This is a genomic window from Amycolatopsis sp. NPDC102522, assembly GCF_055584485.1.
Map to the genome: position 1 here is coordinate 43782 of NZ_JBVJLY010000027.1, position 19072 is coordinate 62853.

The 19072-nt window shown below is 67.5% G+C and carries 17 protein-coding genes; 8 read left to right on the forward strand and 9 right to left on the reverse strand.

The genetic code is table 11. The annotated features are described in order from the left end of the window. Positions 1 to 865 precede the first annotated feature (865 nt). Entirely contained in the window at positions 866 to 4276 is a 3411-nt protein-coding gene (locus ACZ6YV_RS38570; protein WP_465514337.1) for a M28 family peptidase, read from the reverse strand. 304 nt (positions 4277 to 4580) lie between these two features. On the opposite strand from ACZ6YV_RS38570, the gene ACZ6YV_RS38575 reads away from it, so the two are divergent. Continuing rightward, positions 4581 to 5480: a hypothetical protein gene (locus ACZ6YV_RS38575; RefSeq protein WP_465514338.1), complete on the forward strand. Its 900-nt coding sequence runs from the start codon at positions 4581 to 4583 to the stop codon at positions 5478 to 5480. A 61-nt stretch (positions 5481 to 5541) separates the two neighbouring features. On the opposite strand, the gene ACZ6YV_RS38580 is transcribed toward ACZ6YV_RS38575, so the two are convergent. The 4 genes from ACZ6YV_RS38580 to ACZ6YV_RS38595 all read right to left on the reverse strand — a co-directional run bounded on the left by ACZ6YV_RS38580 (position 5542) and on the right by ACZ6YV_RS38595 (position 8309). Further along, positions 5542 to 6351, reverse strand: a complete 810-nt coding sequence (locus ACZ6YV_RS38580) for an ESX secretion-associated protein EspG (RefSeq protein WP_465514339.1) — start codon at positions 6349 to 6351, stop codon at positions 5542 to 5544. Positions 6352 to 6418: 67 nt separating this feature from the next. Further along, positions 6419 to 7456, reverse strand: coding sequence for a proprotein convertase P-domain-containing protein (locus ACZ6YV_RS38585; protein ID WP_465514340.1), 1038 nt, complete (start codon positions 7454 to 7456; stop codon positions 6419 to 6421). Further along, positions 7453 to 7629, reverse strand: a complete 177-nt coding sequence (locus tag ACZ6YV_RS38590) for a helix-turn-helix domain-containing protein (RefSeq protein WP_465514341.1) — start codon at positions 7627 to 7629, stop codon at positions 7453 to 7455. The genes ACZ6YV_RS38585 and ACZ6YV_RS38590 overlap by 4 nt, the downstream gene beginning before the upstream one ends. A 107-nt stretch (positions 7630 to 7736) precedes the next feature. Beyond that, positions 7737 to 8309 (reverse strand): snapalysin family zinc-dependent metalloprotease, encoded by a 573-nt coding sequence (locus tag ACZ6YV_RS38595; protein ID WP_465514342.1) that lies wholly within the window; start codon positions 8307 to 8309, stop codon positions 7737 to 7739. A 380-nt stretch (positions 8310 to 8689) separates the two neighbouring features. On the opposite strand from ACZ6YV_RS38595, the gene ACZ6YV_RS38600 reads away from it, so the two are divergent. Both ACZ6YV_RS38600 and ACZ6YV_RS38605 read left to right on the forward strand, forming a co-directional pair. Beyond that, positions 8690 to 9694: a phage baseplate protein gene (locus ACZ6YV_RS38600; protein WP_465514343.1), complete on the forward strand. Its 1005-nt coding sequence runs from the start codon at positions 8690 to 8692 to the stop codon at positions 9692 to 9694. A gap of 34 nt (positions 9695 to 9728) precedes the next feature. Next, positions 9729 to 10709 carry an RNA-binding protein gene (locus ACZ6YV_RS38605; protein WP_465514344.1) on the forward strand — a complete coding sequence of 327 codons (981 nt, stop codon included), beginning with the start codon at positions 9729 to 9731 and terminating at the stop codon, positions 10707 to 10709. An 11-nt stretch (positions 10710 to 10720) separates the two neighbouring features. On the opposite strand, the gene ACZ6YV_RS38610 is transcribed toward ACZ6YV_RS38605, so the two are convergent. Genes ACZ6YV_RS38610 through ACZ6YV_RS38620 form a run of 3 tightly spaced genes read right to left on the reverse strand, consistent with a single transcriptional unit; the run spans position 10721 to position 13828 of the window. Next, positions 10721 to 11488: a hypothetical protein gene (locus ACZ6YV_RS38610; RefSeq protein ID WP_465514345.1), complete on the reverse strand. Its 768-nt coding sequence runs from the start codon at positions 11486 to 11488 to the stop codon at positions 10721 to 10723. 18 nt (positions 11489 to 11506) lie between these two features. Further along, positions 11507 to 12274 carry a class I SAM-dependent methyltransferase gene (locus tag ACZ6YV_RS38615; protein WP_465514346.1) on the reverse strand — a complete coding sequence of 256 codons (768 nt, stop codon included), beginning with the start codon at positions 12272 to 12274 and terminating at the stop codon, positions 11507 to 11509. Between the two features lie 30 nt (positions 12275 to 12304). Next, positions 12305 to 13828 (reverse strand): nucleobase:cation symporter-2 family protein, encoded by a 1524-nt coding sequence (locus tag ACZ6YV_RS38620; protein WP_465514347.1) that lies wholly within the window; start codon positions 13826 to 13828, stop codon positions 12305 to 12307. 165 nt (positions 13829 to 13993) lie between these two features. On the opposite strand from ACZ6YV_RS38620, the gene ACZ6YV_RS38625 reads away from it, so the two are divergent. From ACZ6YV_RS38625 to ACZ6YV_RS38640, 4 genes are all read left to right on the forward strand, one after another. Beyond that, a complete protein-coding gene (locus ACZ6YV_RS38625) occupies positions 13994 to 14434 on the forward strand; it encodes a hypothetical protein (RefSeq protein WP_465514348.1) in 441 nt (146 codons plus the stop codon). 125 nt (positions 14435 to 14559) lie between these two features. Beyond that, positions 14560 to 15300, forward strand: coding sequence for a hypothetical protein (locus ACZ6YV_RS38630; protein ID WP_465514349.1), 741 nt, complete (start codon positions 14560 to 14562; stop codon positions 15298 to 15300). A 231-nt stretch (positions 15301 to 15531) separates the two neighbouring features. Then, positions 15532 to 16407 carry a hypothetical protein gene (locus ACZ6YV_RS38635; protein ID WP_465514350.1) on the forward strand — a complete coding sequence of 292 codons (876 nt, stop codon included), beginning with the start codon at positions 15532 to 15534 and terminating at the stop codon, positions 16405 to 16407. Between the two features lie 168 nt (positions 16408 to 16575). After that, positions 16576 to 17088: a hypothetical protein gene (locus ACZ6YV_RS38640; protein ID WP_465514351.1), complete on the forward strand. Its 513-nt coding sequence runs from the start codon at positions 16576 to 16578 to the stop codon at positions 17086 to 17088. Here the strand turns inward: ACZ6YV_RS38640 and ACZ6YV_RS38645 are convergent. Beyond that, complete coding sequence (locus ACZ6YV_RS38645) at positions 17078 to 18295, reverse strand: cytochrome P450 (protein ID WP_465514352.1); 1218 nt, start codon at positions 18293 to 18295, stop codon at positions 17078 to 17080. The two genes, ACZ6YV_RS38640 and ACZ6YV_RS38645, sit on opposite strands and share 11 nt — an antisense overlap. 202 nt (positions 18296 to 18497) lie before the next feature. Between ACZ6YV_RS38645 and ACZ6YV_RS38650 the strand changes: the two genes are divergently transcribed. Further along, the gene (locus tag ACZ6YV_RS38650) at positions 18498 to 19067 is read left to right on the forward strand and encodes a VOC family protein (protein ID WP_465514353.1); all 570 of its coding nucleotides are present in this window, start codon (positions 18498 to 18500) and stop codon (positions 19065 to 19067) included. Positions 19068 to 19072 lie beyond the last annotated feature (5 nt).

Below are 19072 nucleotides of genomic sequence, written 5' to 3' on the forward strand. Positions count from 1 at the left end.
CACGAAATCTCCCATGTGGAGCACTCCACAGGCCGAGACGATATAGCCGATTTCCGGCAACAGCTACGCGACGAAGAAGCGCAGCACCACGGACACGGCAATCGGGGTCGTGTCTGGCCAGCGCTCCCGTCGCCGCTATTCGACAACGCCCCAGAACGGTGACGGTTCGCCGACAAGGTCACTAACGGACGCAGCCCTGCCAGGCACGAAATCTCCCATGTGGAGCACTCCACAGGCCGAGACGATATAGCCGATTTCCGGCAACAGCTACGCGACGAAGAAGCGCAGCACCACGGACACGTCGACCGAAGCGTGCCTGGCCAACGCTCCTGTAGCCGTCTTTCGGCAACGACCCAGTACAGCGGCGATTCGCCGACGGTCCCTAGCGGACGCAGCGCTACCAGGCGCGAGATCTCCTCGCAGGGACTGCACAGGCCGAGACGGTGTAGCCGATTTCCGGCAACCGTTCACGACGAAGAAGCGCAACACCGCGACCGAGATCGTCTCCAACCAGCACTCCCGTCGCCGATTTCCGGCAACAACCCAGCACAGCGGCGGTTCATCGTCCTGGGGTGCCGTCGGGGGCAAGGGTGCAGATCCAGCCGGGTCCGCCTTCGAGGCGATGGTCACGGCAGCAGAGGTCAGCAGCGTCGGTATGGCCACCGAACTGCCACGTCACCGAATGATCGAGATCGCAGACCTGCGCGACGCGGCGGCCACCGGTTCTTCGGCACTACCGGTCCCGCCCGAGGTCGAGGACCTGCCCGATGATGCGCCGCAGCACCGTGTCCGCGCCCGTCTCCGGGACACCGAAAAGAGCCGGCCGCACGAAGCGACCGGCTCTCTTCCCCTCCCCTGGGGAGCCCTACAGCGTGATCGACCAGGTGTCGAGAACTCCGTAGTCACCAGGGCCGTAGTCGGTGATTCCCAGCCGCCAAACGCCGCCGGCGGCGGAGTTGATGTTCGGCACGGTGAAGGTCTTCTGACCACCGAACTCGGTGCACTGGTAGTTGCCGACGCCGGAGGTCTTCAGGGTGTAGGCCATGCCGTTGGGTGCGAGCAGGCTGATCCCGAGGTCTTCCGAACAGGTGTGGTTGATCGTCACCGAAACCTGCACCGGCCGGGCGGCGGCGCCACCCGCGTTGGACATGATCGGGCTGACGATCTGGTTGTCGCGGATCTGGTAGTCGGCGCCGTTGGTGAACGTGCGCCCGGTCGGCGGGGTGCCGTTGACGGTCAGGGTGTAGGTCGTGGTGTGCGCCACCGATCCGGTGCCGGTGACGGTGATCGTGGAGGTGCCGGGGGTCGCGTTCGACGCCACGGCGAAGGTCACCGTGGAGCCGGATCCGGACTGCACCGACGACGGGCTGAACGACACGGTCACGCCGGACGGCGCTCCCGAGGCGGTCAGGTTCACCGTCTGTGCGTTCCCTGCAGTGGTGGCCGTGCTGACGGCGGCCGTCACCGAGGAGCCCTGGTTCACGTTGCCGGAGACCGGGCTGACCGACACCGAGAAGTCGTTGACCGGCGTGGTCGTCCCGACAGCGAGTTTCCAGATGGCGTAGGCGATGCCGTCCGCGCCGCGGTCGAGGGCCGTGGCGTTGACGTTGCCGGTGGTGTCGCAGGACTGGTGGTAACAGGGGTCGTACGCCGCTTGCGAACCGCCCCATTTGCTCACCTGCGCGGCGGTTTTCCGTGCGCTGGCACCGGTGGCGTACCCCGACGTCGGGATGCCCGCGTTCTTGAACGAGGCGTCGTCGGAGCGGCCCTGGCCTTCGACGTTCTCCTCCGGCGAGAGGTTGAGGGAGTCCCAGTACGCCTTCAACGGGGCCGCGGTGGCCGTGGTGACGTTGTTGATGAAGTAGCCGGCGTTCTTGGACGCGATCATGTCGAAGTTGTAGTAGCCCTTGATCGCGCTCTTCTGGGCGGCGGACAGGGAATTGACGTAGAACTTGGAGCCGTTGAGGCCCTGCTCTTCGTCCGTCCACCATCCGAAGCGCACGTGCTTCGTCATGGTCGGGGCGGCCGCCGCGAGCGCGAGGGCGTTCTCCAGCAGCGCCCCGGAGCCGGTGCCGTTGTCGTTGATACCCGGACCCGCGGACACGCCGTCGAGATGCGCGCCGAACATGACCGTGTTGTTCGTGTCACCGCCCGGCCAGTCGGCGATGAGGTTGTTCGACGGATAGGTGCACGAGGTGCAGTTCTGTTCGGACACCGTGAAGCCCGCCGCCTGGAGCTTGCCCTTCACATAGGCCAGCGACTGGGTGTAGCCGGCCGAGCCCGCCCGGCGGTTGCCGCCGTTCTGGGTGGCGATGGTGTTGAACTGGGTCAGGTGCGCCTGCACCTTGGCGACGTCGATGTCGGGGACGCCCGGGTTCGGGCCGGTACCGCCGACGGTCAGGTTGTAGGTGGCGGTGTGGCTCGCCGAGCCGGCCCCGGTCACCGTGATCGGGTAGCTGCCCGGCGGGGTGCTCCCCGAGGTGGAGATCGTCAACGTCGACGAGGAGCCGGACTGGACCGAGGACGGGCTGAAGTTCGAGGTCGTCCCGCTCGGCAGGCCCGAGGCGGTCAGGTTCACCGTCTGCGCGCTGCCCGAGGTGGTGCTCGTGGCGACCGTGGTGGTGACCGCGGAGCCGGGCTGGACGTTCCCGGAACCGGGGTTCAGGCTGAGGGTGAAGTCGTTTCCGGGCGTCGAGGTGCACGTCGTCTCGCCGGACTGGGCGGGCAGGGTGACAGCGTCCCAGGCGGCCTTGGTCTTGGCGAACAGGCCGCAGGTGCTGTCGAGGTTCTTCGCTGCCTGCAATGTGGCGATCCGGTACTTCTGGTACGTCATGCCCGAGGTCTTGAGCAGCATGGCGTTGTAGAAGATCTTTCCGGCGTTCTGGATGCCCACACCGGTCAGCGAACTGCTGTTGCAGGTCGGGGAGGTCGGCTTGCCACCGCCGGGGGCGTTGCCCTCGGCCAGCAGGTAGAACCAGTGGTTCAGCGGACCCGCGGCGATGTGCGTCTCGAGGTTCGGCACGGACGACGAGTAGCAGTTCGGGCTCGATCCGTCCTTCGACGGCTCGTACATGTACCGCAAGGGTTTGCCGTTGCCGGTGAAGCTGATCAGCTCACCGGTTTCGTAGTCGGGTACGTCCACCGAGCTGTTGATGTAGTGCTCGGTCAAGGCGCCGAAGATGTCACCGGTGCCCTCGCCGAGCCCCTTTCCCGTGGCGGTGCCGCCGGGGGTGTTCTCGTCGAGACCGTGGCCGTTCTCGTGTCCGATGACGTCGATCTCGGTCAGCCACTGTTTGGCCGAGTTGTAGCCGTACAGCGCGGCATTGGGCACGTAGTCCCAGTACGCGTTGTTCTCGGTCAGCCCCACATACGACGGCCAGCCACCGCCGTTGCCGTCGAAACCGTTGCGGCCCAGCCAGTTCTTGAGCATGTCCCACTCGCCGGCCTTGGCGTACATCACGTCCACACAGCCCGAGACCTTGTCCGTCTTGGACGAACTGCCCCACACGTCGTCGGTGTCGGTGTAGATCGCTCCGGCACTTCCCGAGTAGTTGCCGCAGCTGATGTTTCCGCGGGTCGGGTCCTGCAACCGGTAGTTACCGCTGGAGCCCGACGTCGGGATGTTCAGGTTCGGCCCGCTCCACACCCCGGTGCCGGTGCCCGCGTGGATCTCCTCCTCCGCGTGCGCGACCTTGCCGTTGGCGGCGTCGACGTAGACGTTCTGCCGGCTCCGCTGGGTCGCGGACGTGCCCGAGACCTCCACGTGCCAGGCGAGTACGGGCTTCGGCTGGTTCAGCGTGAGCACCACGAGGTCCGGATCCATGGTCTTGTCCACTTTGGTCAGCAGAGCGCGGGCGGCCGCGGTGGCCTGCCCGGCGCTGATCCGCGGGCTGGTGCCCACGGTGATCGTGGTGTCGCTGCCGGACACCGTGCTCAGCACTTTGCCGTCGGCGTCGGTGGCCACGACGGCGTCGCCGCCGACCACCGGCAGTCCCCGGTAGGTGCGGTCGTAGGACACGTAGTACAGCGTGTTCTTGCCAGGGTTTCCCCCGGTGTAGACGGCCTTGCGGTCGAACTGTTCGTCCGGGCCCTTGCGCAACGCGTCCAGTCCGCTGGAGGCGGCCTTGTCTGCGGCGGCGACGGCCGAATCGACGGGATCGGCCAGTTCGGCGAACGCTCGCGTCACGGGCGTCCAGGGCAGCGCGACGGCCGTCCCGGCGAGCAGGGCGAGGGCGAGCCCTGCCACCGCGACCGATAAACCGGTTCTGCGTTTCATGGGTACTCCATACAATGCGGGGGGACACATCCATGGGGAAATGGGCCGGAATACCGGCACTTTCAGATCTGTGTGATTTCACCGAAGCGCTTCAGTGTCCGGCTGAGCGTAATGACGGTTTCCGCCACGACAAGAGACTGAATGATCACTGCCGGTAATCTCTGAACGGCCAGCGCGGTTCACCCCGGTCAGACGTCCCGATCGTGGCCGAAAAGTGCCACATCGGGACTTCGGTTGAAAAACTCGGGAATTTCAGAACCCGACGAACCCGACATGTGCGACCATCACGGACTGGAGGTCGACCATGCGATCACGGGCACACATCACCTTCGAGACCGCGCTTCGAGCCGCGGTCGTCGACAGCGGATTGACCCTGCATGCCCTTCAAAGCCGCCTCGCCCGCCGTGGCATCCAGGTCGCGATAGGCACCTTGAGCAACTGGCAGACCGGCCACAACCGCCCGGAACGACCGGAGTCCCTGCGGGCGGTGGCCGCGCTCGAAGAGCTGTTCACGCTGGCCCCCGGCGCACTGACCACCCTGCTCGGCCCGCGCCGCCCTCGCGGCAGGCTGCCCGCCGGAGGCCTGGAGAACCTGCGGTTCGACGCCGTACCGGGCGGTCCGGCACTCGCGAAGATCATCAGTGAGATCTGCCCCGAAATACCGAACGACGTCAAGGTCCTGCATACCGAAGAAGAGGTGGTCCTCGCACCCGGACGGGTTTTGCGTGAGATCCGGACCCGGTTTCTCGCACAGGCGGGCGTGGACGGCGTGGACCGGTGTTTCGCGGTGAATCTCGCCGACCGCGCACACGACCTCGACACGGTTCAGGTGAAAGCCCTTCAGAATTGCCGGCCCGGCCGGGTCCGCAGGGACTATTCCCGCTGGCTCGTCGCCACCGAACTACTTCTCGACCAGGTCTTCAACACGGGCGAGACATTCCTGATCGAGTACACGGCGGTCATTGACCAACCGGTCGACGAAGACGAATACTTTCGTGCCTTCGCCAGGTCTGTCGGGCTCTATGTATTGCGCGTCCAGTTCGACCCTTCGGAACTTCCCGTCCGCTGCTACCAGTTCCAGACCACCCACGCGGGCCAGCCTCGCACCGAACAGGAAGTCCACCTGTCGAACGCGCGCTTCGCCCTCACGGCGACCCAGAACCCCAAGCGTGGTGTCGCGGGCATCCGCTGGGAATGGGAATAGCGCGGCCCGGTCCCGCGGGGATACCGCGGAACCGGGCCGGGTTCATCGAGTGTTGCGCGGATCAGCGCAGGTGGCTGAACACCCCTTTGTCGCGGGGAGGCCGGCTTTCGATGAAGTCGTCGTTCGCGAGCCCTCTGATCCGGGCCGCCAACGCGGCGTTGTCGGCGGGCATGAGCGTGACCGATCCGTAGCTCCGCACGACGACGTACCGGCCATCGTTGCTATCCACAAAGGACAGTGGCCGGATGGCGGTCAGCGTGTTCCCGGCGATTCCCGATCGCGTCGCGGTCGCCTGGCCGGTCGCCCGCGCCCGCGACAGGACACGCAGGAGCCACTCGGCGCTGTCAGGGGCCACCCCGTACCCGATCAAGGATCGCGTCCCGTCACTGAGCAGTCCTGACCGCCGCCACATCCGGCCCGACCGGTTGAGGGCGAGTTCGGTCACGCGGAGCGGGCGCCCGCTGCCCGGCTGGACCTCGGGCAGCGCCTCCAGCATGCCTTCCGCCATCCTCGTCGCGTTCAGCCAGCCCAGTTCCACGGTCTCGTTGCGCACGATCACGCGCAGCGCCCGTCCGGAGGGCTGGGGAAAGCAGCCGATCGCCATCCGTCCGTAGGCGTCGTCGTAGCGCAGCGACAGCACGAGGTCGCGGTCGTCCATCGCCCGCAGGGCCTGCACCAGATCGCCGTCGAGGTTGCCCGCGTCCCCGAGGCTGTTGGAGGTCAGCCATCGGTGTGCGCGATCAAGACACTCTCGTCGCTCCTCGTCGTCGCGGCCATGGCGGCTCACCACGAGAGGGGACGGCATGGGTCCGAGGCCGAGCCGCTCCCACAGCACTTCGTAAACCAGCACAGGAAGGGTGGGAAGCGTCATCGTCACCAAGTTGCCGATCACTTCGACACCCCCGTCTGCCACGTCTTCCGGCGTTGGTTCATGTCGATCAGAATTGCAGACTCCAGGCCTCGATGTGACCCGTGTCGCGCTGCGAGACGTCGCTCGCCCGCAATTGCCAGATCCCGTTGGCCCGTTCGGCCGAAGCGTTGACCGTGTACGTGGTGATCACGTCGGCCGCGGAATCCGTCGCGTCGGTGTTCTTCAGCCGGTGAGCCACGCCGGAGGGCGCGACCAGGTCGAGCACGACGTCACCGCGGTAGGTGTGCCTGACGTCCACGTTCACCCGTAGCGCGGCGGGTGCGTTGCCCGGCTGCCCGGTGACGGTGACCGGGCTGGTGACGGCGGCGCCGTTGTCGGGGATGGGCACGTTGCCGGTGTTCTCGAACCGGCCTCCGGAGGGCGGAGTGGTCGTCGGCGAGGTGCCGGTGAAGTTGAGGACGAAGTCGTAGGTACCCACCCGGCCGCCACCGGCGTTGCTCATCCGCATCAGGAGCCGGGGGTCGTAGATGGTGTCCCTGCCGTTGCCCGGTTCTCCGGGGAAGTAGAGCTGGGTGGTGAGGATGGGCCGGTTGGGCGCCTGCACTTTGACGTGCAGGTGCCGCGTACGGCCCGGGTAGAGACCCGGCACGATGGTGCTCAGCGTGAACTTGCCCGCGTTGTCCGTGTAGAAGTGCCCGCGCAGCCGGTATCCCCGGTTGTCGTAGTTGCCGCCGTTGTCGGCCTGCCACCAGTCCATCAGCGCGTTCGCCACCGGAGTGCAGTTCCGGGTGTAGACGAAGCCGGTGACCCGCAACCGGGTGCCCGCCATTCCGGGCTCCACCAGTTCGGAGCGTTCGGGCGAGCCGGGAGTGAAGTACGGGCCCTCCGTCTGTGCCACGGTCGGCTGGTCGCCGTCGTGGCATTCCGGGGTGGCCGGCAGCAGACCGTCCTCAGCAGGACCTTCCTGTGCCGCGCTCACCCCGATTCCCGCGGCCAGCAGGATCGGGACCGGGGCCGCCATGGCCGTCATCTTCAGCATCTTCTTGCGGGTGATCTCGCCGTCCGTCGCGCCGGCGTCTGCTCGGTCGTCGTTCTCGATGATCATCGGAGCTCCTGGTTTCGTGTGGTGGCAAGCTGTTTCGGCCCGGCTGAAAACGCGCGAGAGCATGATCCTCGACCGGTCTTCTGAGAGACTCCGAGGTGTTTGGCGGCTCGGTTGACACTGCCGGCTTCCGCGATGGCCGCGATCACGCGCAGGTGCCGGACTTCGACCTCCATCGTCTTTCTCCGTCCAGTCGGGCGGGTGGTGACCGGCGAAGGTGGGTGTGGGGACTCGCAGTGCCGTCCACACCCACCTCGCCGTGTCTGACTACGAGCCCAGTTCGTCAGTGTCCGGACGACCACTCGGTCGCGATTTCCTGCGTGGGCGAGAACACCGCCTTGCCGTTGGCGAAGCTGCGGTTGACGGTGTCCGCCTCGACGGCGCTCGGATTCACGTTGCGGCAGCTCGTGCCCGCGGTGCCACCCGACATGAGGATCGCGCAGTCGCCGTTGTAGTTGTCCCGCAGGCCGAGCGAATGCCCGAGTTCGTGCGTGACCACGCGAAGTGGCGAGTAGCCCTGGTTGATCTGGCCGCGGTCCAGGAAGATCTGCCCGTATCCGTGGCCGATGGTGGCACGCGAGCCACCTCCGGTGCCGACCGTGATCGTGACGTTCCCCCGTCCGCTCACCTGCACCATCCGGATGTTGGGCACGTGGGAGTTCCAGATCTCGGCGGCTTGGGGAACGTAGGAGGCGTATTCCGCCCCGCCGCTGACGGTGACGGTCCGCACCGCCACCGACTGGGAATCCGCGACCGGCACCGCGGGCGCGGCGACGGCGACCGCGGACGTGGCTGTCAAAGGCATGACGACCATGACGGTGCCGACGGCCGCCGTAGCAAGCTTTCTGAAGAGCACGCAGATCTCCGATCCCTGGTGGATTGACAACCCGGCGGCGAGTGACAGAACCGCACTCGCGGCTGGGATTCATCACGCTATCGAGACGACTTCCCAGGGTGAACCACGATTCGAGCACTGTGCGTATTCGATGAACCGCCCGGCGTTAACCGTTTTCCATGAACCTTTTCGACGGCCCGCCGAATTCTTATCTCTGAAAGAACTCTGAATTTCCCGAGTGGGTCATCGCCGGGGCCGCCCGCACGCGCCGACAAGTGGAGCTACTCCACTCGGGCTAACCAGGGTTGGCGAATGCCGGTCGAGGTGTGCTTTGTACGAATCGTGTACGCGCTTGAAGAATTTTCGATCGGACCGCGCAACTCCGACGAAGGCGAGCGCTCATGTCCGAGCAGGTGCCCCCGGATCTCGTCCGATCCACGTTCTCCCGACGTTCACTGCTGCGCACCGGTGGCGGTCTCGCCGCGACGACGGCTCTGCTCGGCACCGGCGCGATGTTCGCCGGACCGGCTTCGGCAGCGATCACCGCGGTGCCGGCGTCCCAGCGTTTCAACCTCACCGAGCCGTCCTACGACGAGTTCCGCAGCAAGATCCTGCACGAGTCGCACCACGTGATGCAGGGTTTCGCCTTCGACAACCAGAACGTGCGCATCTTCATCGTGAACGCCCGCAACGGCGGGACCGGGGACGACCTGTGCGTCACCCAGGTCAACTTCTCCGGCGAGATCCAGGGCTCGATGCACCTCGACAACGCCGGGCACGGTGTGTCGATCGGCGTCGAACCGGTGGGCACCGATTCCTACATCTGGATGGAATGCGACTCGAACGGGCCCACCGGCGACGGTCGCGGGACGGCGCTGGCCAGGTTCAAGTTCGTCAACGGTGGCACACCGTCGGTGAAGAAGTTCCTCACCGGCAGCGACACGATCACCTGTGCCACCGATCCGGTCCACAAGCGGATGGCGGTACGCCGCAAGGAAGGCGGCAAGATGTTCATCAGCGTCTACCCGCTCGCTTCCGCCGCCGCCGGGAACTTCAGCGCGCCGCTGGCGCACTTCCCGCAGCCCGCGCTGGCCGAGAACACGGTGACATTCCAGGGATACACGATCTACGGCCAGTATCTGTACACATTGGACGGTACGGGCCACGAGAACCCCGCCGACATCAACTCCTACGTCACCTGCATCGACATGAACACCGGCAAGGTGAAGAGCCGCGCGCTGACCAAGGCGGGGAAATCGCTCGTGTACCGCGAGCCGGAGGGCCTCGGGATCTACCGGAGCCTGGCCGGGGAGACCCGGCTGTACATGGGTTTCGGGTCGCGCAGCAGCATGGGCGATGTCAACCGCTACGCGAACCTGTTCTACAAGAACGTCCTCATCGACTGAGACCATGTAGCCCGGCGAAGGTCGCTGTGTCCGCATGAAAGCCGAGAAGGGCTGTGACGTGCTGCTTCATGTCCATCGGGTCACCAAGTACGACCCGGCTGACCGGGACGAGCATGGTCACTACGCCGGGGCCGAAGACAGCGTCAGTGACCATGGCCCGGTCGAAGCGGCCTATCTCGCCGCCGTGGTGGCCTTCGCCGAGGACACCGGGGTCACCCACCTCACCGTCCGAGATCCACAGGTCGCCGGCTTTGTCGGCTTCGGGCTGGAGGCGCCGATCAAGGGGCACGGGCTGGACGCATTGTTCCCGCCCGACCTCTCCGGCTATCACGACGGCGCGGAGGTGCCCCTCGCCATCGGGCTCGGCCTGGTGCGGGCCATGGTGCGCGGCAACGGCGCGTGGTGCCGGCTGGAAGTGGACCACCGGTTCTTCGTCCACGTGGGCTACGACCAATACCTGTATCTCGGCAGTGCCCAGCCCTGTGAGCGGGCGATCGCGCACACCCGCTCACTCGGGCTGTTCCCGGAAAGCCTTGACGCCTCTCCCTACGACCCGTCCTTTGACGAGCCCGCCGAACCGTCGCGTCCCGCTGACGACGCGTTCTGGGATGAGCTGACCGAGCTCGCCACTCGCCGCGGCACCGTGCTGCTGGAAGAGTGCTACGTCGGCAATGCCTCGCGCTGGCATCGCGTCCGCCCCGGCGACGCCCTCGCGATCCGCTCCCGGCTCACGCCGCGGGCCGGGCTGCTCGTCTGGCCGGACCTGTCCGCGGACGTCGCGGCCGTACTCGACGCGCTTCCGCCCGACGGCCTGATCGAGCTCGTTTGGGAAACCGAGGACGGGCGGATAAGCAGCTCGATGGCCGACGAGGCGATCTTCCCGAAGCTGCCCGCGCTGCTGGCCGAGGCGCGTGCCGCGATGGCGCTGTCCGGGTACGCGGACGACCGTCACCCACTGCTCACCGCCGTACTTCCCGACGGCGACGGAGTCGTCCGCGCCCGCTGGACCCCCTGACCGTCAGATCGCTACTTCGGCTGGGCCATCCGGGTGCGCAAGGCCTCGGCGGCTTGCCACGCCTCGTCGATCGGCACGATCCACTCCTCCTGGAGATCGATCTCCTTGTCGTCCACCCGGATGCGCAGGGCGGGCCCGGCACTGGGCGTGACGGTGTACGCCAGACCGATCTCGACCTCCTCGCCGCCGGGCAGGTCGATGACCTCGACCTCGGCGATGCCCGGGAACGGGGCCGAGGCGTCGTGGTCGTCGTCGAGAGCACGGCGGGCCTTGCGCCGGATCCGCACGGCGACCTCGTCCCGACGGATCAGGAACCAGCCGTCGGCCTCGTCCCGGAGTGCGAAGGACAGCTCGGCCACCGCGCCGACGAGGGCGCCCTTGGGCGCGGCCAGCACCGAGGCCGACGCGCTCCGCACGGCGAGCCAGGGCACGAGCGAGAGCACGACCACCACCGTGACGGCGATGAGCAGCCGGTTCTCCGCGTCACGCCAGGTCAGCACCGCGACCGCGCCATAGACCCCGGCCACGACCCCGCTGATCGCCGCGACCCGGTTCCAGCGCACGGGCGAGTTCCGCCGGACGTACCCGAACAGGAGCAGGATCAGCGCGAACGCGAGCAACCCCAGCACCGGCAGGATCGAGCCCCGGCTCCGTGGCCCCACCAAGGAAACGAAGCACAGCGCCACCAGCATGATCGGGCCGAGCGACATCGCGATCAGGTACTTGCGCCGGGCACGCGCGAACGCGAGCTCACCCTCGGGCGCGGATGGTGTGGTCATGCTGCTTCTCCCCCGTGGCTAAAGGTCCGCTTTCAGCGTCGCGTTGGCGTCCTTGACCAGCACCATCACGTCCTGATGGAGATCCCACGCGGCCTCGTCGTACCCGGCGAGGCGCAGATCGGGCGCCTCCAGCGCGCGTTGCACCGCCCAACCGGGCGAGCTGAGCGAGATGCCGTACCCGTCGTTGCCCGCGTAGTCGTTGTAGCCGAAACCGCAGGCCTTGTACGCGGCCAGCACGCGATCGGTGGCACGCGCGTCCAGCCCGTAGTCCTTGCCCGCCTCGGCACGCATCGCCATCCGGCGGCCGTGCGTGGTGACCACCGCGACCCCACCGGGAGCCAGCGCACGCGAGAAGTACCGCAGCAACGGACCCCAGTCCGGGGCATCGAGATGCGTCAGCACCGAACCACACCACAGCAGATCCACCTCGGTGACCTGCTCGATCCGATCGACGTCCGCGGCACCGGCGACAGCCCGCGCCCCGAACGCCTCGGCACAGCTGGCCAGTGCCGCCGGATCCATGTCGCACGCGATCAGCTCGGCCGACGGGAAGGCGGCCCGCAGCGAACGCATCACCCGGCCGTAACCACACCCGAAATCCAGAAGCCGCTTGGGCTCCGGCCGCCCGGTGACCTGCAGCGCGGCGAGCACCGCACGCAACGCGTCCCTCGACACACTCATGTAGTGCCCGAGGTTGTTGCCGGCGAACATGCTGTCGCCGTCGGCGATCCTCGTGCTCACTCCCGCCATGATGCCCGCGACGGTGTCGTCCAGCGTCTCGCTCATCCGCTCCCCTGATAGATCAGTCCCCGGCCGTCAGTGCCCTTCCGGCTCGGAGCCGATGCGGTACTGCACGGAGCGGCCGTCCGCGTCCCGCACCGGGACCTGCTTGCCTTCGGCGTCCACGATTTTGCCATCGACGATCTTGTCGCCGTTCTCCAGCCGGGAGAAGGCCTTGAGGTCGGAGTAGTCGATCACGCGGCTCGCCGTCGCGAACACCGACGGATCACTGCCCGCCTTGCCCGGCTTCAGATGGTTGAACACCAGGTTCAGCACGACGGCCGTGAGCGCGGCGGCGCTGATCCCCGAATGGAAGATCGTGCCGACCCACGAGGGGAAATGGTGGTAGAAGTCCGGCACCGCGATCGGGACCATGCCCAGCCCGACCGAGGTCGCGACGATGACCAGGTTCAGGTTCCCGTCGTAGTCCACTTTGGACAGTGTCTTGATGCCGGACGCCGCGACCGTGCCGAACAGCACGAGACCGGCGCCGCCCAGGACCGGGTACGGGATCGCGGCGACCACCCGGCCGAGGACCGGGAGCATGCCGAGGACGAGCAGGACCACCCCGCCGGCGGTCACCACGAACCTGCTCCTGACCCCGGTGATCGCGACCAGGCCGACGTTCTGGGCGAACGCGCTCTGGGTGAACCCGTTGAAGACCGGCGCGATCGCCGAGGACGCCATGTCGGCGCGCAGGCCGTCGCCGATCCGGCGCCTGCCGACCCGCGTCCCGACGATCTCCCCCACCGCGAGGAGGTCTGCCGTGGTCTCGGTGAGAGTCACCAGCACGACGATGGACATCGACACGATCGCGGCGATGTCGAAGGTCGGCGCACCGAAGCTGAACGGAGTCGGCAGCGCGAAGATCGGGCCGTCCCAGACCTTGGAGAAGTCGGCCTTGCCGAGCACGGCGGCCAGCCCGGTGCCCACCACGATCGACAGGAGGATCGAGAGCCGGGAGATCGCCGGGACGGCGACCTTGCTGAGCACCAGCACGATCGTCAGGGTCATCGCGGCCAGCCCGATGGTGGAGACCGAGCCGAAGTCCGGCGACTTGTCGTTGTTGCCCATCGCCCATTTGGCCGCGACCGGCATCAGGCTGAGCCCGATCACCGTGATCACCGTCCCGGTGACGACCGGCGGGAAGTACTTCACCAGCCGGGAGAACACCGGCGTGACGAGCAGGCCGAGCAGTGAGGAGGCGATCACCGCGCCGAACACCGCGGGCAGCCCGCCGTCGGCCACGATCGCGGTCATCGTCGCCACCCCGGCGAAGGAAGTGCCCTGGACCAGCGGCAGCCGGGAGCCGAAGAAGGGCACGCCGTACGACTGCAGGATCGTCGCGAGCCCGCCGATGAACAGGCACGACGCGACGAGCACCCCGATCTCGGCGGGTGAGACTCCCGCGGCGCCGCCGATGATCAACGGCGGCGCGATGATCCCGCCGTACATCGTCAGGACGTGCTGGATGCCGTAGGTGAAACTCTTGCCGACCCCGAGTCGTTCGTCCTCGGGCCCACCCCTCGCGGCCGCTGCGTCCTGCGTCCTCTTCACCATGGATCCGCCTCCCGGTAGAAGCGAGCGATGCCGGGTAATTTCAGTCTGCGGAGGTTAGCTTCCACATAGCAGAATTAGCAAGGACGAACCTGGAGACACAGCCCGGTCCCGGACGTACGGGGTGTGCCGCACGGGCAGGCGGGCGCGGCAGGCTAGTTTGCCCGTGTGAGTCTCCTCGATGACGTGGCCGAACGCGACGGTTGGCGATGCTGGGTGTGCGACGAACCGGTCGACCCCGACATGTCGGTGAACGACCCGCGCGGACCCAGCGTCGACAGCCGGACAGCCGACCGGAAGGCCAAGATCGCCGAACGGCTCGCGCACCGCGGGTGCAACACCCGCAAGGGCGCGGTCAAGGTCGTCATCGCCTGGCCGGACCGCCTGCACGTGGTCGAACCCGCGCCGCTGATCACCGTCGCCGGGCGACTGGAACGCAAGGGCGGCCGCGAAATGGTGGCCCGCTGCCCGACCAAGCCCGACGCACAGGAGGCGGCGGACTGGCTGGTGGACCGGTTCTCCCGGCTGGTACCGGGCCTGCCGGTGACCGCCGCCGTCGAACCCGGTGGCGGCCAGTTCCTCGTCATTCTGGCCGCCGGCCGCCGCTGACGTCCCCAAGGGAACGCATTCTGCGGACGAAATGCGGGAGAAGACGGTTCCGGCCCTGGCGTTTCATCGGTATTTCATCGGCGCTCATTAGCGTTCGGCGGGAATACGACAGTGGGGAGAAACCGATGAGAAAAGCCGGAGCACGTTTACTCGCGACCGCCGTCCTGTCCATCGTCACCCTGACCAGCGCGATCGCCGGTGCGGGGGCCGCACAGGCGGCGCCCGCCCGGAAGGACGGCGCGTGCGGGCCGGTCATGTTCGTCGTGCCGGGGTACCGGGACGGCGGGGCCCAGAAACTCCTGGACCCGGCGCTCGCGCCGGGTGGCGCCAACCCGGTGCGCATCCCGTATCCGAACAGCGAAGCGGACATCAACCTCTACACCGACGTCGACGCCGGCGTCGCCAACCTCAGAACCGCGCTCTACAACCTCTATGTCACCTACGGCTGCGATCTCGACACCAAGGTGTACATCGTCGGGTTCAGCCTCGGCGCCCTCGTCGCGGGCACCGTGCTGGAGACCGAGCCGCCCGGACGGACCGTCCAAGGGGTGCTGTTCGCCGACGGCAGGCGGCAGCCCGGCGAGTCGAACTGGCCGGGTGACCCCGGCGGGCTGATCGGGCACCTGCCCGTCCCGGGCCCCGGTGGCGTCGGTTTCCGGCCGCTGGACTCGTTCCGCTACCCGACGCTGAGCCTGTGCAACGGCCCCAATTCGGGCGGTGGCGCGGACTTGATCTGCTTCGGCGGCACCAATCTGGACAGCTACTTCAGCTCGCACCCCTTCTACAGCTTCGAAGTGGGCAACGAGCTGAACATCCACGGCGAAGGCCCGTACCCGAACAACCTGCGCAACCGCGTCATCCCGTAACCCGGCACCGGTGCGCCGGCAGGGCACGCTCTGCCGGCGCACTCTGTTGACGCAATCAGCCAGCTGCTCAATCGGCGAGGTTGCGCAGCCCTCCGAGGTCCTGCCCGTGGGGACAGGACGGTCCGGACCTTCGGGCAACTCTGCGCCGTACAGCCCTCTCGAAGCAACCCGATTCCGGTCCCGGCGTCTTCCGGACATAGCTTCGACAAAGGACGCGAGAGGGGCGCCGAAATGAAATTCACCGCTAAGAAGACAATCAAAATGGCCATCGTGGGCGGGGCTGTCGCCGCCACCGCACTCCTTTCCGCGTGCAGCGGAAACAATGCGGCGGGAATCAGTTCTCCCGTGAAGAACGCGGCGGAGACGGCGTTCGCCGAGCAGGTGCCGGAAGGCGGTGGCCAGGGGGCGGCCACCGGCGGTTCCGGGGCCGCCGCCGCGTCGAACGGCGACGTCAACTGCAGCCTGCACGGCGGCCAGGTCGGCGCGCCGGGGCGGCAGCAGATGGATCTGATCGCGGTGGCCGCCACCGACGGCACCACGCCGGGCTGCACCGAGGCGTACAACGTGATCACCGAGTACTTCCAGAAGCTGCCGCAGGCCGAAGGCCCCGGCGAGCGGGTGCTCGACGTCCAGGGCCGGTGGACCTGCGCCCGCCAGGCGGACGCCGCGGGCAGCCAGGGCGCGGTGGTCTGCGGCGTGCCCAACGATTCCCTGCAGCTGGAGACCCGGCCTGCGGGCGGCACCGGGAAGGCGCCCGACCAGCAGGTCCGCAAGTTCCCGAACAGCACCCAGTCGGTGCGGTTCACCGGCTACGACGCCGGGGTGCGCATGGTCCGCTTCCAGCTGATCACCCGCCAGGGCACCGAGTCCACGCCGGTCGACGGCAGGACCTACCGGCTCCCGCTGCAGAAGGGCGGCAAGGTGTTCAGCGCGGCCACCCTGTGCCCCGCCGAATCGGTCACCATCGACGACCAGGGCTACGGAAACCGGCCGTGCGGCCAGGACCAGCTGATCCAGCAGCTGAAGGACGGCAACCCGGTGCTCGCGCAGATCAGCGTGAACGGCGACGACCGGATCGCCACGGTCAAGGAGATCTACCACCCCTGAGCCGGGGAAACCACGAGCAGGCAGCCGGGATTCCTCCCGGCTGCCTGCTCACTCTCGGTTCGCCCACTTGGTCATTTGAGGTGATCCTTTCCCCGGAGTCCCCGAATTACGGCGGTCCGTGCTTCCCTTGAACTGATCGTTTACTTCGAAACCGGGGGGGGGTTGTCGATGAACGGGAACCGGATCCGTTTCCAAGGGATTGTCTGGACATCCGGAGAGCGCGAATTCGCGACGCTCCTGATGGACGGGCATTCGGCACACGAGGCGGACAGCGCACCCGACGCGCTGCTGCACGCGTCACGATCCCGTGGGTTACCGCTGACCACGGATCTCCGGCGCGTTCCCCTGACACTCGTCCCCGGCTGGCGGATCGAGGTGACTTTCGAGGGCCTGGAAGCCCGCCTCACCGTCCACTGGCCGCGCGTCCGCCCCCTGCTCAGTCACACCGGCGTCGACCTTCCTCAACGGTGGCAACAACTCGCGGTCACCCAGCGGGTCGTGCTGCTGCTGATCGGCCGCGACCTCGTCGCCGGGGATACCGCGTTCGACCGCGACCTCGCGTTGCCCGCACGGGTGACCCGCCTCGCGGAATCCGGATCACTGGCCGCCGGAATCGTCGCGTTCCGCTCCGGAAACCTCCAGCAGCCGCGCGCCGCCCGCGCTGTCGCCGTCACCAGGTGACGGGAAATTCCCGCACCGTATAGAAAATCGCGTTCTCGTCGTACGCGAGCTCACTCGGCGGGGTCGCCGGTTTCAGGGTCGGTACGCGCCGGAAGAGCGTGCTGAAGACGACCTGCAGCTCCACCCTGGCAAGCGGGGCACCCAAGCACAGATGCCTGCCGTAGCCGAAAGCGAGATGGTGGCGGGCGTCGCGTCGGACGTCGAGCGCGTCGGGCTCCGGAAAAGCGGAGTGGTCCCGGTTGGCGGTGCTCTTCACCGCGATGATGCCGTCGCCTGCCCGGACGATCCTGCCGCCGATCTCAAGGTCTTCCCGCGCGACACGGCGGGCTTCGGTGTGGGTGATGGACAAGTAGCGCAGGAGTTCTTCCACCGCACCGGCCACCACCGCCGGATCGTCGCCGTCCCGGAGCACGCGGAGCTGATCGGGATGGGTCAGGAGCGCGATCGTGCCCAGCGTGATCATGCCCGCGGTGGTGTCGTGCCCGGCCACCAGGAGAAGCTGCCCGAGCGTGGCGATCTCGCGGGAGGTCATCGCGCCGGTCCGGAACTGCTCGACGGCCAGCATGCTGAACAAGTCGTCACCGGGCCGGGCGTTCTTCCGGGCCACCAGGTCTTCCAGATAGGCGTTCAGCTGCTCACCCGCCGCGAGGGCCTGCCCGGGGTCGCTTTCGTCCATGACGAGCGTGCGCGCCACTTCCTGGAAGAAGGCGCGGTCGGCGTAGGGCACGCCGAGCAGCTCGCAGATCACCTGCGAGGGGACCGGCAGCGCGAAAGCCTCGATCAGATCCACGGGCCGGGGGCCGGCGAGCAGTTCGTCGAGTTGGTCGTCGACGATCAGCTGGATCCGGGGCCGCAGAGCCTCCATCTTCTTGACAGTGAATTCCGGCGTCAGCAACCGTCGCTGGACGGTGTGATCCGGCGCGTCCATCTGCATCAACGTTTTCATCCGCGTATCGCGGGCCTTGCTCACCGCGTTGGTGTGCGGGAAGCCGGGCTGGGTGGCATCGACGCTGACGCGCGGGTCGGCCAGTACCGCGCGCACGTCCTCGTGACGCGTGATCAGCCACGGTGTACTGCCGTCCCACAGCCGCACGCGCGACACGGGATCGCCTTCGGCCAGCCGGGTCAGCTCCGGCGCCGGATCGAGCGGGCGATCCGCCGCGCGGGCCATCGGAAACGACAGCGTCACCGTTTTGTCGTCGGTCATCGAATCTCCTCGTCTCGGCCGTTCCTGTCTCGTGCGCAGCATGCCGGTGCCGGAGACCCCGGTAATCGGACAAAAGGGATGTGATCTGTGTCATATTCTTGCGCAGGGAGGTGGGCGAACGTGTCCTGCCTGGCGAACCGCTTTCCCCGCATCGGCGGGTGCGAGTGTCCCGAGCGCCATATCTCCCAAGAGAAGGTGCACCATGGACAGCGAGGGGGCCGACTTGCCGAAAGGGACAGACCAGGGAAATCCGTCTCCCCGGGACATCGTGCGCGCCTGCCTGATCGAGTCCGCGACACGGCGCACGATCACCGAGGACACCTCGACGTCGATCGAGTTCTTCACCGGGCTTTTGCGGACAGCGCAGGAGAACGGGGACGTGGCCGCCGACCGCGATCCGATCCACGAGGCGCATCCGCTGTGGAGCATGACCGGCTCCCCGCGGGCGTCGTCCGCCCTCGACTACCACCTGGACCGCCTGTTCCGGCCGCGCCCGAAAATCGCCGTCGTGGTGGTGGACTGCCCGGATCCGCAGGCCCTCGCCCCCTTCTACGAGGCACTCCTGGGCGTGAGCCGGACCAGGGACGGCGCGGACCACGTGCGCCTCCCGCTGGGCGGCGAGCAGCCGGAAATCGCCCTCCATCGCACCGATCACCACGTCCGCCCGGACTGGAAGTCCGGCGAGCCCGCGCAGCAGATGCACCTGGATCTGCTCGTGGCCGACCTGGACGAAGCGGAGCAGGAGGTGCTCGCCCTCGGAGGGCTGGGCTGACCACC

Coding starts and splice junctions, on each gene's coding strand:
- ACZ6YV_RS38610 (WP_465514345.1), bottom strand. CDS start 11,488: ATGACCACACCATCCGCGCCCGAGGGTGAGCTCGCGTTCGCGCGTGCC.
- ACZ6YV_RS38570 (WP_465514337.1), bottom strand. CDS start 4,276: ATGAAACGCAGAACCGGTTTATCGGTCGCGGTGGCAGGGCTCGCCCTC.
- ACZ6YV_RS38585 (WP_465514340.1), bottom strand. CDS start 7,456: ATGATCATCGAGAACGACGACCGAGCAGACGCCGGCGCGACGGACGGC.
- ACZ6YV_RS38600 (WP_465514343.1), top strand. CDS start 8,690: ATGTCCGAGCAGGTGCCCCCGGATCTCGTCCGATCCACGTTCTCCCGA.
- ACZ6YV_RS38640 (WP_465514351.1), top strand. CDS start 16,576: ATGAACGGGAACCGGATCCGTTTCCAAGGGATTGTCTGGACATCCGGA.
- ACZ6YV_RS38575 (WP_465514338.1), top strand. CDS start 4,581: ATGCGATCACGGGCACACATCACCTTCGAGACCGCGCTTCGAGCCGCG.
- ACZ6YV_RS38650 (WP_465514353.1), top strand. CDS start 18,498: ATGGACAGCGAGGGGGCCGACTTGCCGAAAGGGACAGACCAGGGAAAT.
- ACZ6YV_RS38615 (WP_465514346.1), bottom strand. CDS start 12,274: ATGAGCGAGACGCTGGACGACACCGTCGCGGGCATCATGGCGGGAGTG.
- ACZ6YV_RS38630 (WP_465514349.1), top strand. CDS start 14,560: ATGAGAAAAGCCGGAGCACGTTTACTCGCGACCGCCGTCCTGTCCATC.
- ACZ6YV_RS38645 (WP_465514352.1), bottom strand. CDS start 18,295: ATGACCGACGACAAAACGGTGACGCTGTCGTTTCCGATGGCCCGCGCG.
- ACZ6YV_RS38605 (WP_465514344.1), top strand. CDS start 9,729: ATGAAAGCCGAGAAGGGCTGTGACGTGCTGCTTCATGTCCATCGGGTC.
- ACZ6YV_RS38590 (WP_465514341.1), bottom strand. CDS start 7,629: ATGGAGGTCGAAGTCCGGCACCTGCGCGTGATCGCGGCCATCGCGGAA.
- ACZ6YV_RS38635 (WP_465514350.1), top strand. CDS start 15,532: ATGAAATTCACCGCTAAGAAGACAATCAAAATGGCCATCGTGGGCGGG.
- ACZ6YV_RS38580 (WP_465514339.1), bottom strand. CDS start 6,351: ATGACGCTTCCCACCCTTCCTGTGCTGGTTTACGAAGTGCTGTGGGAG.
- ACZ6YV_RS38620 (WP_465514347.1), bottom strand. CDS start 13,828: ATGGTGAAGAGGACGCAGGACGCAGCGGCCGCGAGGGGTGGGCCCGAG.